Genomic DNA, 15,132 nt, shown 5'->3' with positions numbered 1-15,132 from the left:
CTCGCCCGCGAGGTGCAACATGAGCTACCAGATCGCACTGAATTTCGAAGACGGGGTTACCCGTTTCATTGAAGCCACCGGCCATGAAACCGTGGCCGACGCTGCCTACCGCCAAGGCATCAACATCCCGCTGGACTGCCGCGACGGCGCCTGCGGCACCTGCAAGTGCAAGGCCGAATCCGGCCGCTACGACCTGGGCGACAACTTCATCGAAGACGCCCTCAACGAAGACGAAATTGCCGAAGGCTACGTACTGACCTGCCAAATGCGCGCTGAAAGCGACTGCGTTATCCGCATTCCGGCTTCGTCGCAGCTGTGCAAGACCGAACAGGCCAGCTTCGAGGCGGCCATCAGCGATGTACGCCAGCTGTCGGCCAGCACCATTGCCCTGTCGATCAAGGGCGAGGCCCTCAGCCGCCTGGCCTTCCTGCCGGGGCAGTACGTCAACCTCAAGGTGCCGGGCAGCGAGCAGAGCCGTGCCTATTCGTTCAGTTCGTTGCAGAAGGACGGCGAAGTCAGCTTCCTGATCCGCAACGTGCCGGGCGGTCTGATGAGCAGCTTCCTCACCAACCTGGCCAAGGCCGGCGACAGCATGAGCCTGGCGGGGCCGTTGGGCAGCTTCTACCTGCGGCCAATCCAGCGCCCGCTGTTGCTGCTGGCTGGCGGTACTGGTCTGGCCCCGTTCACCGCGATGCTGGAAAAGATCGCCGAGCAGGGCAGTGAACACCCGTTGCATCTGATCTATGGCGTGACCAATGACTTCGATCTGGTCGAGCTGGATCGGCTGCAAGACTTTGCGGCGCGTATCCACAACTTCACCTTCAGCGCCTGCGTGGCCAACCCGGACAGCCAGTACCCGCAGAAGGGCTATGTGACCCAGCACATCGAGCCGCGCCACCTGAACGATGGCGATGTGGACCTGTACCTGTGCGGGCCGCCCCCCATGGTGGAAGCGGTCAGCCAGTACGTACGCGAGCAGGGCATTACCCCGGCCAACTTCTACTACGAGAAGTTCGCGGCAGCGGCCTGACGGATCAAGCAGGAGACACACATGAATAACCGATTCCAAGGCAAGGTCGCCCTGGTCACCGGTGCCGCTCAAGGCATTGGCCGTGGCGTGTGCTGGCGGCTGAAGGCCGAAGGCGCGCAAGTGGTGGCGGTAGACCGTTCCGAACTGGTCCACGAGCTGGCCGGCGAGGGCATGCTTACCCTCACCGCCGACCTCGAACAACACGCCGATTGCGCCCGTGTCATGGCCAGTGCGGTGGAAACCTTCGGCCGCCTCGACATCCTGGTCAACAACGTCGGCGGCACCATCTGGGCCAAGCCTTTCGAACACTACGAGGTGGAGCAGATCGAGGCCGAGGTGCGCCGCTCGCTGTTCCCCACCCTGTGGTGCTGCCATGCCGCGCTGCCCTACATGCTCGAACGCGGCAGCGGCGCCATCGTTAACGTCTCGTCCATCGCCACCCGTGGCGTCAACCGGGTGCCTTATGGCGCGGCCAAGGGCGGCGTCAACGCGCTCACCGCGTGCCTGGCCTTTGAAACCGCTGGCCGTGGCATCCGCGTCAACGCCACCGCGCCCGGCGGCACCGAAGCGCCACCCCGGCGCGTGCCCCGCAACAGCGCCGAGCAAACCGAACAGGAAAAACACTGGTACCAGCAGATCGTCGACCAGACCCTCGACAGCAGCCTGATGCACCGCTACGGCAGCATCGACGAGCAAGTGGGCGCGATTCTGTTCCTTGCCTCTGACGATGCCTCATACATCACCGGCGTGACCTTGCCGGTAGGAGGCGGCGACCTCGGCTGAGCAGCAACCTCAAGGCAACAGCTTTCCCTCACAACAAAAACAAGAGCGACAGATGCCATGCGAACCCTTGACGTACACCCGATCATCGATAACGCACGCTTTACCCCGTTCCACTGGATGGTCATGGCCTGGTGTGGCCTGCTGCTGATCTTCGACGGCTATGACCTGTTCATCTACGGCGTGGTACTGCCGGTCATCATGAAAGAGTGGGGGCTTACCCCGTTGCAGGCCGGTGCGCTGGGCAGCTACGCGCTGTTCGGCATGATGTTCGGCGCCTTGGCATTCGGCAGCCTGGCCGACCGTATCGGGCGCAAGAAGGGCATTGCCATCTGTTTCGCCTTGTTCTCGGGGGCAACCATTCTCAATGGCTTTGCCAGCAGCCCGAGCGAGTTCGGCATCTACCGTTTCATCGCTGGCCTGGGCTGCGGCGGCCTGATGCCCAACGCCGTGGCACTGATGAACGAATATGCGCCCAAGCGCCTGCGCAGCACGCTGGTGGCGATCATGTTCAGCGGCTATTCGCTGGGCGGCATGCTGTCGGCCGGTGTGGGCATCTTCATGCTGCCGCGCTTTGGTTGGGAGTCGATGTTCTTCGCCGCTGCCTTGCCACTGCTGCTGTTGCCGGTGATTCTCTACTACCTGCCTGAATCGATCGGTTTCCTGGTGCGCCAGGGCCGTACCGAAGAAGCTCGCAAACTGTTGAAACGGCTGGACCCGGAATGCGATGTACAGGCCGATGACGTGTTGCAGGCCGCTGACCGCAAAGGCAGCGGGGCATCGGTACTGGAGCTGTTCCGCAATGGCCTGGCCATACGCACACTGGCGCTGTGGCTGGCGTTCTTCTGCTGCCTGTTGATGGTCTATGCACTCAGTTCCTGGCTGCCGAAACTGATGGCCAACGCGGGCTACAGCCTGGGTTCGAGCCTGTCGTTCCTGCTGGCGCTGAACTTTGGCGGCATGGCCGGGGCAATTCTGGGCGGCTGGCTGGGCGACCGCTACAACCTGGTCAAGGTGAAGGTGGCATTCTTCATTGCCGCTGCGCTGTCGATCAGCTTGCTGGGGGTGAACAGCCCGATGCCGGTGCTTTACCTGCTGATCTTCATTGCTGGTGCCACCACCATCGGCACGCAGATCCTGCTGTATGCCGGCGCTGCGCAAATGTATGGGCTGTCGGTGCGCTCCACCGGCCTGGGCTGGGCTTCGGGTATTGGTCGTAACGGCGCCATCGTCGGCCCGCTGCTGGGCGGCGCACTGATGGGCATCAACCTGCCGCTGCAACTCAACTTCATCGCTTTCGCCATCCCTGGCGCAATCGCTGCGCTGGCCATGGCCGTGCACCTGGCCAGTGGCCGTCGGCAAGCTCAGGCCCTTGCGGCGCAGGCATAACCCAAAGAACAAGCGCCGGGCACCGCGCCCGGCCGATGCCTTGCCAGAGGTCCCATGAAAACCCTGATCAAGGACAGCTCGCTGTCCGCCATCGTCGCCGGCTGCATCGCCACGATGATCTCCTACGCAGGCCCGTTGGTGATCATCTTTCACGCCGCCGAAGCCGCCGGCCTTTCCCACCAACAGTTGTCATCCTGGGTCTGGGCCGTGTCGATGGGCAGTGCCGTGCTCGGCGCGCTGCTCAGCCTGCGCTACCGGGTACCTGTGGTGATCGCCTGGTCGATTCCAGGTTCCGCGCTGCTGGTCACCGCCTTGCCGCAATTCGGCCTGGAGCAGGCCGTGGGTGCTTACCTGGTGGCCAATCTGGTGCTGCTGATGATCGGCATCAGCGGGGCCTTCGACCGCATTATCGCGCGCCTGCCGGGCTCCATCGCTGCCGGGATGCAGGCCGGCATCCTGTTCAGCTTCGGCATCGAAGTGTTCCGCGCCCTGCCAGTGCAGCCGCTGCTGGTGCTGGCGATGTTCGTTACCTACATGCTGATGCGCCGGCTACAGCCACGCTATGCGGTAGCGGCGGTGCTGTGCGTGGGCACTCTGGTGACCGTTGCCAGCGGCGCGTTGCGCAGTGAGGCGCTGGTGCTGGAACTGGCTTCTCCACAGTGGGTCACGCCGCAGTTCAGCCTTTCGGCGGTATTCAGCCTGGCCTTGCCAATGGTGCTGGTGGCGCTGACCGGGCAGTTCATGCCAGGCATGGCGGTACTGCGCAACGCCGGCTACGCCACACCCGCCAGCCCGTTGATCAGCGCCAGTGCCCTGGCTGGAGCGCTGCTGGCGCCGTTCGGCTGCCACGGGCTGAACCTGGCGGCGGTCACCGCCAGCCTGTGCACCGGCCATGAAGCCCATGAAAACCCTCGGCGGCGTTATGTAGCGGCGGTGGCTGGCAGTGCGCTGTACCTGCTGCTGGGCATTGCCGGCGCCACGTTGATGTCGCTGTTCGCCGCCTTTCCTGCTGCGCTGATCGCTGCCCTGGCCGGTTTGGCCCTGTATGGCGCCATCAGCGAAGCCCTGGCCCGCAGCCTGGCAGAGCCGGCCGAGCGCGACGCCGGGCTGTTCACCTTCCTGGTCACGGCTTCGGGGGTAGCGTTCCTGGGGCTGTCGGCGGCCTTCTGGGGGCTGCTGTTCGGCCTGCTGGCCCATGCGCTGCTCAGGTTGCATCGGCCACGTGCCCGGGAGGTGCTGCGCCGTACCCCATGAACTGCCGTGTTCCCAACGCTTTACCCATAAAAACAAGATCAAGAGAGCTTCGGAATGAATCACACCCCTTGTGTCGCCCTGGGCCTGACTTTGCTCAGTCAACCGCTGCTGGCTGCCGAAGGCGGCTTCTTCGAGGATTCGAAGGCCACCCTGAGTGCCCGCAACTACTATTTCAGCCGCGATTTCTCTGACATCGTCGGGGCCAACAAGCAGTCCAAGGCCGAGGAGTGGGCCCAGGGCTTCATCCTCGACTTCAAGTCGGGCTACACCCCCGGTACCGTCGGTTTTGGCGTGGACGCGCTGGGCCTGCTGGGTATCAAGCTCGACAGCAGCCCCGACCGGGCCAATACCGGCCTGCTGCCGGTGCATGGCGATGGCCGTGCCGCCGACGAGTACAGCCGCCTGGCGCCCACCTTCAAGGCCCGCCTGTCGAAGACCGAACTGCGCGTCGGTGAACTGCAACCCAACCTGCCGGTACTGACGTTCAGTGATATCCGCCTGTTGCCGCCGACATACCAGGGCGCCAGTTTGAGTTCGTCGGAAATCGACGGGCTGACCTTGCAGGCCGGCCACCTGAAAAGCACCCACCTGCGTAACGAAGGCGGCGACGGCAAGATGAACGCCATGCTCGGCCATGTGCCGATGCGCCAGGCCGAAAGCGATGCCTTCAACTACGTGGGCGGTGACTATGCGTTCAACGCCAACCAGAGCAGCGTCAGCCTGTGGTACGGGCAGTTGGAAGACGTCTATGAACAAGGGTTTATCGGCCTGAAGCACAGCAAGCCAGTGGGGGACTGGGTGCTTAGCGCAAACCTGGGCTATTTCACCGCGCGTGAGGATGGCGATGCGCTGCTGGGCAATATCGACAACCAGGCGTTCTTCTCGATGTTCACCGCCCGGCACGGCGGGCACAGCTTGCATGCCGGCTACCAGGGCATCTATGGCGATAGCCCGTTCCCTCGGGTATTCGCCAACATTTCACCGTTGGGTAACGAGGTGCCGACGTATGAGTTTGCCTACACCGATGAGCGCTCGTACCAGGTACGCTACGACTACAACTTCGCCGCCCTGGGCGTACCCGGCCTGACGGCGACCGTGCGGTACATAACCGGTAACAATGTCGATACCGGGCTGGGTTACGAAGGGCGGGATCGCGAACGTGACCTGGACATTGGCTATGCAGTGCAGAGCGGCGTGCTGAAGGGGCTGGGGATTCGGGTGAGGAACGCCATGGCACGCTCCAATTACCGCAGTGACATCGACGAGAACCGCCTGACGTTGGTGTACACCTGGCAGCTGTTCTGAGCCTGCCAAGGGAATTGCGCACCGTGGTCGTATGAAGGTAGCTTGCGCAAATGTCCCTTTCAGGAGCGCGACCCTTGGACTCCATCACCCAAGCCGTACTCGGCGCGGCCCTGCAAGGCACCGTGCTTGGCCGCATCCAGGGCCGACGCGCGTTGCTGTATGGCGCTGCGTTGGCCACGCTGCCCGACCTGGACGTGATCATCCGCTACGCCGACCCGGTGTCGCAGATGACCTACCACCGCGGGTTCTCCCACTCGCTGTTCGTGCTTACCGGGCTGGCCTTGCTACTGGCCTGGCTGGTCAACAAATGCTGGCCTGGCAAGGGTTACACCTTGTCCAGGTTGTTCCTCGCATTCTGGCTGGTACTCATCACCCACCCGTTGCTGGATGCCTTCACGGTTTATGGCACGCAGTTGTTCTGGCCACTGCAAGTCACGCCGCAAAGCTGGGCGGCGGTGTTCATCATCGACCCGGTCTACACCTTGCCGCTGCTGGCGGCGGTTACCTACGCCATCTTCAAGGGGGTGACCGCAAAGGCGACACGCCTGCTGACCCTGGCGCTGATGTTCAGTACCGCATACTTGGGTTTCGGCCTTGCCGGGCGTATGGCGGCGGAGCAACGCTTCCAGGCGGCGCTGGATCAGCAAGGCATTGTCGCCAGTGAAGTGCGCGCCGTGCCGATCGCTTTCAATAGTCTGGTCTGGCGAGTACTGGCCAGGACCCCGGAGGGTGATTACTACGAGGGCATCAGCAGCGGGTTCGACCGCCAAGCGCCCGAGATGCAGCGTTTGCCACGTAATCTGCAACTGGCGAAAGCATTGGCAGGAAGCCCTTTGCACCAACGTTTGCGCTGGTTTACCGATGACTGGCTGCGCTACGACCAAGTGGGCGATGCGTTGGTGGTGACCGACCTGCGCATGGGCATCCCTGGCAACTACACCTTCCGTTTCAACATGGCTCACCGTGACCGCCAGGGGCATTGGGTTGCGGATGTACCTTCGCGGTGGCAAGGCAGCGGGCCTGGCTCGATGTTCAACGGTGATGACCTGCGCTTGATCTGGCGGCGTATTGTCGACCAGCAGCCACCACTGCCGTTGGCCGCCTGGACAGACGCATACATGAGGCCAGCCCCGAACACGCCCTAGCCAGCCTGTGGCCTTGCATTAGCTGGCTTCGGCCCCATTTATGCCGGTTCGATGACTCCAGGAACCCGCTCATGGAACCCAACCGCTTCGGCGACATTGCCGCCTTTGTCAGTGCCGCCAAGGCTGGCAGCTTCACCGCTGCCGCCGCCAGCCTTGGCCTGACGCGTTCGGCGGTGGGCAAAAGCATCGCCCGCCTGGAAGCGCGCATGGCTGTGCGCCTGCTTAACCGAACCACGCGCAAGCTGAGCTTGACCGACGAAGGCCTGGTGGCCTTTGAGCGCTGGCGGCAGATTCTGGATGACCTGGATGAGGTGGAAAGCACCATGGCCCAGCGCCGCGGAAAGCCCACAGGCACCCTGCGCCTGACCGCGCCGCTTTCGTTTGGCCAACGTCACGTGCTTCCGATCCTGGATCGCTATCTCAAGCAGTGGCCGGAACTGCGCGCAGACATCCGTTTCACCGACCGCTTCGTCGACCTGGTCGAGGAGGGCGTAGACGTTGCGGTGCGTATTGGCGCACCCAAGGAAGACTCACAGTTGTTGACCCGCACGGTGGCCTGGCAGCAGTTCGTGACCTGTGCATCGCCTGCCTACCTTGAGAAGCGTGGTGTACCGCAAGTGCCCGGCGACCTCTATGGCCACGACAAGATCGCCTTCCTCGCAGGAGAGAAGGCCATGCCCTGGCGTTTTCACACCGAAGCGGGGCTGCACCTGTGCGAAGACCCCGGCCGTTTGAACATCGACAGTTCCGAAGCCATGCTCGACGGCGCCCGCGCAGGCTTCGGGCTGATTCACCTGCCCACCTACATCACCGGTGACGACCTGCGCGCCGGCACCTTGGTGGAAGTGCTGCAAGCCTACCGCCCACCGGCAGACCCGATCCGCATCGTCTACCCAAGCAAACGCCATTTGTCCCCGCGCGTACGCGGCTTTATCGATTTGTTGGTGGCCAGCTGGGAACCGGGCGTGCCTTGGGAGTACTGATTGGGGAATACCAGGCCCCTATACCGGGCCTGAACCTGGGTTTATCGCTAGCGGCGCAGCAGGGAAACTGGCAGCCACTGATAATCCCCCTGGAGACCCCATGACTGCTCTGTCCGTTCTGGATCTGGTCATGATCGGAGAAGGCAAGACCTTCGCCGACGCGATCGAAGAATCCCGCCAGCTGGCGCGCCATGTCGAGCAACAGCACTACAGCCGCTACTGGATTGCCGAACACCATGACATGCCGGGCATCGGCTCGGCGGCCACTTCGCTGGTGATCAACGAAATCGCCAACGCCACCCGGCACATCCGTGTTGGCGCGGGTGGCATCATGCTGCCCAACCATGCGCCGTTGGTGATAGCCGAGCAGTTCGGCACCCTCGATACCTTGCACCCGGGCCGTATCGACCTGGGCCTGGGCCGTGCGCCAGGCACTTCCGGGCCGACCGTACGTGCCTTGCGCGGTGCCGCGCCAGAACGTGACTTCAGCCAGGACATCGCCGAACTGCGCGACTACCTGGCCGACAACGGCAAGCGACGGGTGCGTGGCGTACCAGGCAGCCACGAGGTGCCGGTGTGGATCCTTGGCTCCAGCCTGTTCGGCGCCGACCTGGCGGCGAAGCTGGGCCTGCCGTACGCCTTCGCTTCGCACTTTGCGCCGCGTTACCTGCTGCAGGCGATTGCCCATTACCGGGCCAACTTCCAGCCCTCGGCGCAGTTGGCCAAACCTTATATGATGGTGGGCATGAATCTCTTCGCCGCCGCCAGTGATGCCGAGGCAGATTACCTGGCCAGTTCCCATCGCAAGTGGATGCTGGACCTGCACGTCGGGCGCTTTGGTTTGTTGCCCAAGCCGCAGGAGGGTTATGTGCAACGCCTGCCTGAGCATGAGCGCGCAGTGCTGGAGCAGGTGATGGCCTGTACCGTGGCGGGTGGGCCTGAGCGGGTGAGGGAGGGGCTGCGTTCGCTGATCGAGCAGACCGGAGCGGATGAGCTGATGATCGATTGCCGCATCCATGACCCGCTGGCGCGGCAGCGGTCGCATGCCTATGCGGCGCAGGCCTTGGCCGAACAAGGTTGAAGCTACTGGCCTCTTCGCGGGTAAAACCGTGAAGAGGCCGGCACAGGGCTACACGCGTGTGATGGATGCGCGCCCCTCGGCTATCTCTTTCAGGAATTCAGCATATGACACCTCACCATTGCCATCCCGGTCGTGGTGCCATATGAAGTATGTACAGAAATCTGACAAGCTAAAAAGCTCAGTAAGTTGGGCATTGATTTTCGCCATATTCTCTTTTCTGGCGAGAACGATGTCGGCATGCGAGATCTTTCCATCCCGGTTGCGGTCAAGAGATGACAGAAAATTCACAGTGCTACTTGCTTTACCGTCTGCAACTCTCGCGCGTTTTTCCTCGACTTCCATGAAAAACTCTCCGTACGTCACATCGCCATTTCCATTTCTGTCATGACGCAAAATAACCGAAAGGCAAAGGTCCGACCAGGAAAACAAACTCCTTAGCGCACTGCTAATCGAAGCGATATGGTGTTCCCTTGCTTGAACAATGTCCGCGTGGGAAATTGTACCATTGCGATCAAGGTCGAGAGCCTCCAGGAAACCAACGATGTCACCTACAGCATTAATGGTGTTGGCGTTCTGCTGGTCATTTATCTGTTTACCAAGTGTCGTACGTGGCAGCCCGCTCTTGAGCATCTTATCTTCCTTGCCTTCCATGTTTTGCACGCCTCCCAGCGCTAAATTTGGAATGGAGTGCTGATTGTGAGCGTATCCTACCTTTCCACAACTGGTAAAAATGCCAGGTCAAAGGCGCACTTATAGGTTAAAACTTTCGAGCGGTGCGTCCCGTCACATAATGCGCTACATCATTGAACCCCGGCGTGGATGCATGCCCCGGCGTCACCAGCGAGTCGATGAACGCCTCATCCTCTGCCGTGATCTTCACCGCCAATGCACCGCCATAGGTGTCCCACTGCGCTTCGGTACGTGGCCCGACAATCGCCGAGCTTACTAGCTGGTTATTCAGCACCCAGGCAATGGCGAACTCAACCACTCCCACGCCCTTGGCCTCGACGTAAGCCTGGATCTGCCGGGCGATGGCCAGCGACTCCTGGCGCCACTCCACTTCCATGATGCGCTTGTCCTGGCGCCCTGCGCGGCTGCCGGCATCCGGCACGGCCCCCGGCGCATACTTGCCACTGAGTACACCACGCGCCAACGGGCTGAACGGCACGACGCCCAGGCCATGGGCGGCAGCAGCGGTAAGCTGCTCCGGCTCGGCCTGACGGTTGACGATGTTGTACAGCGGCTGGCTCACCACCGGCTTGGGCACCCCGAGGCGCTCGGCAATGTGGCAGACCTCGGCAATGCGCCAGCCACGGAAGTTGGACACGCCCCAGTAGCGGATCTTACCCTGGCGCAGCAGGTCGCCGATGGCCTGCACGGTCTCTTCCAGCGGCACCTTGTGGTCTTCGCGGTGCAGGTAGTAGATGTCCAGATAGTCCATGCCCATGCGGGTGAGGGTGGCCTCCAGGGCATTGAAGATGTGTTTGCGCGACAGCCCGCTGCGGTTGGGCAAGCCATCGGCCGGGCCGAAGCCGACCTTGCTGGCGACGATCCAGTCCTGGCGATGGCGTGCCACCGCTTCACCGACGATTTCTTCCGAGCGCCCGGCGTTGTACACGTCGGCAGTGTCGATGAAGTTGATGCCTTGGTCCCAGGCCTTGTCGATGATGCGCAGGGCGTCCTCGGTACTGGTCTGCTCGCCGAACATCATGCTGCCCAGGGTAAGGGCGGAAACCTGCAGGCCACTGTGGCCGAGGGGGCGGTAGATCATGCGCTTGGGTCCTTATCAGTCGGCTGATCCAGCTGTTTTACACACAACCGGGGCGCATGGAAAGGCGGACCTCAGCCAATTAGCGCCAACGCCTCTTGCAGGCTCAACGGGCGTTTCATGCGTTGCGACAGCGTTGCCATGGCATCGGAATAACCCTTGGCGACCACGGCCTCAACCCGATCATCCATACACTGCAGCGCAATGAAATCGCCTTTTTCCGGCTCACCGACGAACTCGACCCGGTTCCAGTCCCGGGCGTGGCCAAGCACTTCATAAGTGCGGCCGTGCTGGTAAGTCCAGAAGAACGGCACATCGGCATAGCGGCGCTGCTCGCCAAGCATGTTGGCTGCAGCGATTACCCCGTGTTGCTGGGCCAGGCGCCAGTGCTCGATGCGCACAGGTCGACCGGTGAGCGGGAAGGTGGCGATATCTCCCGCCGCCCACAGGCCATCGGCAGCGCGCATTTCTGCGTCGACCCTCACAGACTTGTCCTCGGTCAGCGGCACGCCTTGGAGGAAGGCAGTGACCGGTTTTACCCCCGTGCCGAGCAGCACCAAGGGTGTTTGGAGCCGTTCTCCGTTGGCCAGTTGCACGGCTTCGACTTTGTCCTGGCCCTCGATGCGCTGAACTTCAGTAGGGCCATGGAAGGTGACACCCTTGCGCTCATGCAGCTCACGGATGCTGCGGCCGATGCGTTCACCCAGCTGCCGGGCCAGGGGGACTTCGTGGCGGGTGACCACATGCACCTGTAGGCCGTACTTGCGCAATGCCGAGGCGGCTTCGAGGCCGATGAAACCGTCACCGATGATGACCACCGGTTGGCCGGGTTCGGCTGCATCGAGCAACTGGGCGGCATCCTCCCGTGAGCGCAGGGTGAACACCCCGGGCAGGTCGGCGCCGGGGATGTCCGGGCGCAGTGCTTTCCCGCCGGTGGCCAGCAGGCAGGCGTCGTAATCGATCTGTTGGCCGTCGGCGAGTGTAAGCTGGCGTTTCTGGCTGTTGAGTGTGCGCACCTTGCCGTGCTTGCGCTCCAACTGGCCCTTGCGCAAGGCGTCGGCATCAAGCAACGCGGGCACTTCATCGGGCGGCATCTGCCCGGCAATCACGAATTTGCTCAGGGCCGTGCGATCGTAGGCGGGCTGGCGTTCCTGATCAATCCACACCAGCCGGCCGGCGAAACCGTGGGCCAGCAACGTGGCGACGGCAGCGCTGCCAGCGGCGCCTGCACCGACCACGACAAAGCAGCGGGCATCGCTGTGCCGTGGCGGCTCGATTGCCGGCAGGGGCTGGTCATCGACCCAGACTTCATCGCCCTTGACCCAGGTTTTGTAGCGACGCAGGTCGGCCAGCGCAGGGGGCTCGCAGACCACCCCGTCGTCAACCGCAAAGGCGGCTTTATGCCAAGGGCAGACCAACAGGCCAGCGCAAACCACACCCTCGTCGAGCGGAGCCCCTGCGTGGGGGCAATTGCCTTGGTAGGCCCGAACCTGGTCGCCCTGGCGGATGAGGACAAGTTCTTCGCTACCGGCCTGAACGCGCAGAGGACGGTGTTCGTCGAGCTGGCTAAGGCGGGCCACGGCGTGCTGGGTCATGGGGTTTCTCCAAAGGGGCCTTTGGAACCATTTGACGCCTGGGTCGGGGAGGGGATGCGTTGAGCTGACGATCGGTGGAGGGTGTGGATTGTGTGTGGCCTGGGCTGGCCTGTTCGCGGGCTTGCCCGTTCCCACAGGATCACCACAAGCTCGAACACTGTGGCGGTCCTGTGGGTGCGGGCGAGCCCGCGAATGGGTTCAACTGGCCCTGGCAGTACTCAGCGCACCTGCCCGCGTTACCCGCAAGGCCACCAGGCTACCCAGCACGATCAGCGCCGCCAGCGAATACAGTGCGGCATCGGTCGAGCCGGTCTGGTCCTTGATGAACCCCACCAGGTACGGGCTGAGGAACCCCGCCATCTGGCCTACCGAGTTGATGATGGCCAAACCTGCCACAGCGGCACCGGCACTGAGCAGCGCGGTGGGCATTGGCCAGAACATCGGCAGGCCGGTCAGCGCGCCCATGGTGGCAATCGACAGGCCAAGAATGGCAATGGTCGGGTTACCCGCGAAGTTCACCGCGATCAGCAGGCCGATAGCACCCATCAGCATCGGCACTACAAGGTGCCAGCGGCGCTCGTTGCGCAGGTCGGCCGAGCGCCCGCACAGGATCATGAACACACCCGCCATCAGGTACGGAACGGCGCTGAGCCAGCCGATCAGCAGCGGGTTGTCGAAGCCCATGTTCTTGATGATCGATGGCAGCCAGAAGTTGATCGCGTAAACACCGCTCTGGATGCAGAAGTAGACGAAGCCGAAGGTCCAGATCAGCGGGTTGGTCAAAACGGCCAGTACGCTGTCGCCGGTAGTGTTCGGTTTGCTGGCAGCATCGGCTTCCAGGTCGGATGCAATCAGCTGGCGCTCCGACGTACTCAGCCAAGGTGCTTTCTGGTAGCCGTCACTGAGCAGGAACACCGCCAGAATGCCCAAGGCAACGGTTGGCAGGCCCTGGATCAGGAACATCCACTGCCAGCCGGCCAAGCCGTGTTGGCCGGCGGCGAAGTGCTGGAGGATCCAGCCGGAGAACGGCCCACCGAGCAAGCCCGACACCGGGATCGCCGACATGAACAGGGCCATGATGCGCCCGCGACGGGCCGCCGGGAACCAGCGCGAGAGGTACAGCACCACACCCGGGAAGAAGCCGGCTTCGGCGGCGCCGGTGAGCAGGCGCAAGGTGTAGAACTCGGTGGGGGTGGTGACGAACAGCAGGCAGGTGGAGAGGCTGCCCCAGGCGATCATCATCAGTGCAATCCAGCGCCGAGGGCCAAACCGGTTGAGCGCCAGGTTGCTTGGCAAACCGCACAGTACGTAACCGATGAAGAAGATGCCGGCGCCGAGGCCGTACACCGTTTCGCTGAACTTCAGGGCGTCGAGCATCTGCAGCTTGGCAAAGCCGACGTTGACGCGGTCCAGGTAGTTGAACAGGTAGCAGATGAAAATGAACGGAATCAGCCGCAGGGTGATGCGCCGGTACAGCGCGTTGCGGGTGGTGTCCGTGCCTTGGTCAGGGGCGGGGCTGTGTGCCATGATCGGGTTCTCTGTTGTTATGGTTGTCGCCGCGTCGCCTGTGCCGGCGCTCGCCCTGACGAGTCTCGGGGACTGCGGCCAGCCTGTCTTTGTGCTTTTGCACAGTGCCCGGCCCAGGCTGCTGTGCCCGAGCCCAAAAGCCTGACACCTAAAGGACCCCGCAATGTTCGAACTCGACCATGACTTGGCACAGGATATCGTTGACCGGGCGATGGCCATTCTGCCGTGCAACGTCAATGTCATGGACAGCCAGGGGTTGATCCTGGGCAGCGGTGAACCGGAGCGTATCAACACCCGCCATGAAGGCGCGCAGCTGGTCCTGGCCAATGGCCGGATCGTCGAGCTGGATACTGAAGCGGCCAAATGCCTGAAGGGCGTGCAGCCCGGGGTGAACCTGCCGCTGATGCTCGATGGCCGGCTGATGGGCGTACTGGGCCTGACGGGTGACCCGCAACAGGTGCGCACCTATGGCGAGCTGGTACGCATGACCGCCGAGATGCTGCTGGCCCAGCGCCATTTGCAAGCCGACCAGCAATGGCGACGGCAGCGTTGTGATGACCTGCTGGCGCTGTTGCTAGGCGGCAGCGGCGACTCGCCACGCTTGCTCGACGAAGCCCGGCAACTGGGCCTGAAGCCGCAGTTGCCACGGGTGCCTTGCCTGTTCGAGCTGGCCTCGGGGCCACCCGCCGAGGCACTTGCCGCGTGGTTGCTGAGCCGCTACCCGGACAGCTGGTGTGTCAGCCCGGCGCGGCAGTCGTTGTTGTGGTGTCGGCCCGCAGGTGTGACGCTGGATGAACCGCGCCTGCTCGAGCGCCTGCAACGCCATGGCTGGAGCGTGGAGCGCCTGGCCTTGGGCAGTACCGCGCAGAGCCTGGAGCAACTGCGCCGAGGTTATCGCCGGGTGCGAGACTTGCTGGCCTATGGGCGCGAGGTACTCCCCGCCGAGCGCTTGCTGAGCCTGCATCGCTACCGGCTACCGGCACTGCTGTGGCGGCATCGCAACGATGACGCGCTGGATGAACTGCTGGAGCCGTTGCAGCGCATTCGCGCCAAGGACAACAGTGGGCAGTTGCTCACCACCCTGCGCGCGTGGTGTGCCCATGACGGCCAGAGCCAGGCCTGTGCCGATGCCTTGGGCATCCACCGCAACAGCCTGCGCTATCGCCTGGAACGGATTGCCGAACTGGGTGAGGTCGACCCGCTGCGCATGGAGGGGATGCTTAGCTTGTACCTGGGGTTGCAGCTGTTGCCTGCTGATTGACGCGGCGCCTGCAG

General features: G+C 63.0%; 13 protein-coding genes. 9 read left to right on the top strand and 4 right to left on the bottom strand.

The genetic code is table 11. From position 1 onward, the window contains the following. Positions 1 to 19: 19 nt before the first annotated feature. From benC to D8767_RS14850, 8 genes are all read left to right on the top strand, one after another. Positions 20 to 1,030, top strand: a complete 1,011-nt coding sequence (gene benC / locus D8767_RS14885) for a benzoate 1,2-dioxygenase electron transfer component BenC (protein ID WP_016715260.1) — start codon at positions 20 to 22, stop codon at positions 1,028 to 1,030. A gap of 21 nt (positions 1,031 to 1,051) precedes the next feature. After that, complete coding sequence (locus tag D8767_RS14880; protein WP_016715259.1) at positions 1,052 to 1,813, top strand: 1,6-dihydroxycyclohexa-2,4-diene-1-carboxylate dehydrogenase; 762 nt, start codon at positions 1,052 to 1,054, stop codon at positions 1,811 to 1,813. A gap of 57 nt (positions 1,814 to 1,870) precedes the next feature. Next, positions 1,871 to 3,199, top strand: a complete 1,329-nt coding sequence (locus tag D8767_RS14875) for an aromatic acid/H+ symport family MFS transporter (RefSeq protein WP_016715258.1) — start codon at positions 1,871 to 1,873, stop codon at positions 3,197 to 3,199. 54 nt (positions 3,200 to 3,253) lie between these two features. Further along, complete coding sequence (locus D8767_RS14870) at positions 3,254 to 4,453, top strand: benzoate/H(+) symporter BenE family transporter (protein ID WP_016715257.1); 1,200 nt, start codon at positions 3,254 to 3,256, stop codon at positions 4,451 to 4,453. A gap of 54 nt (positions 4,454 to 4,507) precedes the next feature. Further along, the gene (locus tag D8767_RS14865) at positions 4,508 to 5,758 is read left to right on the top strand and encodes an OprD family porin (protein WP_016715256.1); all 1,251 of its coding nucleotides are present in this window, start codon (positions 4,508 to 4,510) and stop codon (positions 5,756 to 5,758) included. Between the two features lie 74 nt (positions 5,759 to 5,832). Continuing rightward, the gene (locus D8767_RS14860; RefSeq protein WP_016715255.1) at positions 5,833 to 6,903 is read left to right on the top strand and encodes a metal-dependent hydrolase; all 1,071 of its coding nucleotides are present in this window, start codon (positions 5,833 to 5,835) and stop codon (positions 6,901 to 6,903) included. Positions 6,904 to 6,974: 71 nt separating this feature from the next. Further along, the gene (locus D8767_RS14855) at positions 6,975 to 7,886 is read left to right on the top strand and encodes a LysR family transcriptional regulator (protein WP_016715254.1); all 912 of its coding nucleotides are present in this window, start codon (positions 6,975 to 6,977) and stop codon (positions 7,884 to 7,886) included. Positions 7,887 to 7,986: 100 nt separating this feature from the next. After that, positions 7,987 to 8,967 (top strand): LLM class flavin-dependent oxidoreductase, encoded by a 981-nt coding sequence (locus tag D8767_RS14850; RefSeq protein WP_016715253.1) that lies wholly within the window; start codon positions 7,987 to 7,989, stop codon positions 8,965 to 8,967. Between the two features lie 48 nt (positions 8,968 to 9,015). Here the strand turns inward: D8767_RS14850 and D8767_RS14845 are convergent, their stop codons facing one another. The 4 genes from D8767_RS14845 to D8767_RS14830 form a co-directional block, all read right to left on the bottom strand. Beyond that, a complete protein-coding gene (locus D8767_RS14845; RefSeq protein ID WP_028699188.1) occupies positions 9,016 to 9,618 on the bottom strand; it encodes an EF-hand domain-containing protein in 603 nt (200 codons plus the stop codon). Between the two features lie 106 nt (positions 9,619 to 9,724). Beyond that, positions 9,725 to 10,738, bottom strand: coding sequence for an aldo/keto reductase (locus D8767_RS14840; protein WP_016715251.1), 1,014 nt, complete (start codon positions 10,736 to 10,738; stop codon positions 9,725 to 9,727). A gap of 71 nt (positions 10,739 to 10,809) precedes the next feature. After that, positions 10,810 to 12,330, bottom strand: coding sequence for an apoptosis inducing factor family protein (locus D8767_RS14835; protein WP_016715250.1), 1,521 nt, complete (start codon positions 12,328 to 12,330; stop codon positions 10,810 to 10,812). Positions 12,331 to 12,528: 198 nt separating this feature from the next. Next, positions 12,529 to 13,857, bottom strand: coding sequence for an MFS transporter (locus D8767_RS14830; protein WP_016715249.1), 1,329 nt, complete (start codon positions 13,855 to 13,857; stop codon positions 12,529 to 12,531). Positions 13,858 to 14,020: 163 nt separating this feature from the next. Here D8767_RS14830 and D8767_RS14825 point away from each other — a divergent pair, with 163 nt between their 5' ends. Beyond that, positions 14,021 to 15,118, top strand: a complete 1,098-nt coding sequence (locus tag D8767_RS14825; protein ID WP_016715248.1) for a sugar diacid recognition domain-containing protein — start codon at positions 14,021 to 14,023, stop codon at positions 15,116 to 15,118. Positions 15,119 to 15,132 lie beyond the last annotated feature (14 nt).

The organism is Pseudomonas sp. LTGT-11-2Z, assembly GCF_003691445.1.
Taxonomy (GTDB): Bacteria; Pseudomonadota; Gammaproteobacteria; order Pseudomonadales; family Pseudomonadaceae; genus Aquipseudomonas; species Aquipseudomonas monteilii.
The sequence above is the reverse complement of the archived record's forward strand: the minus strand, read 5'-3'. Positions and strand labels throughout refer to the sequence as shown.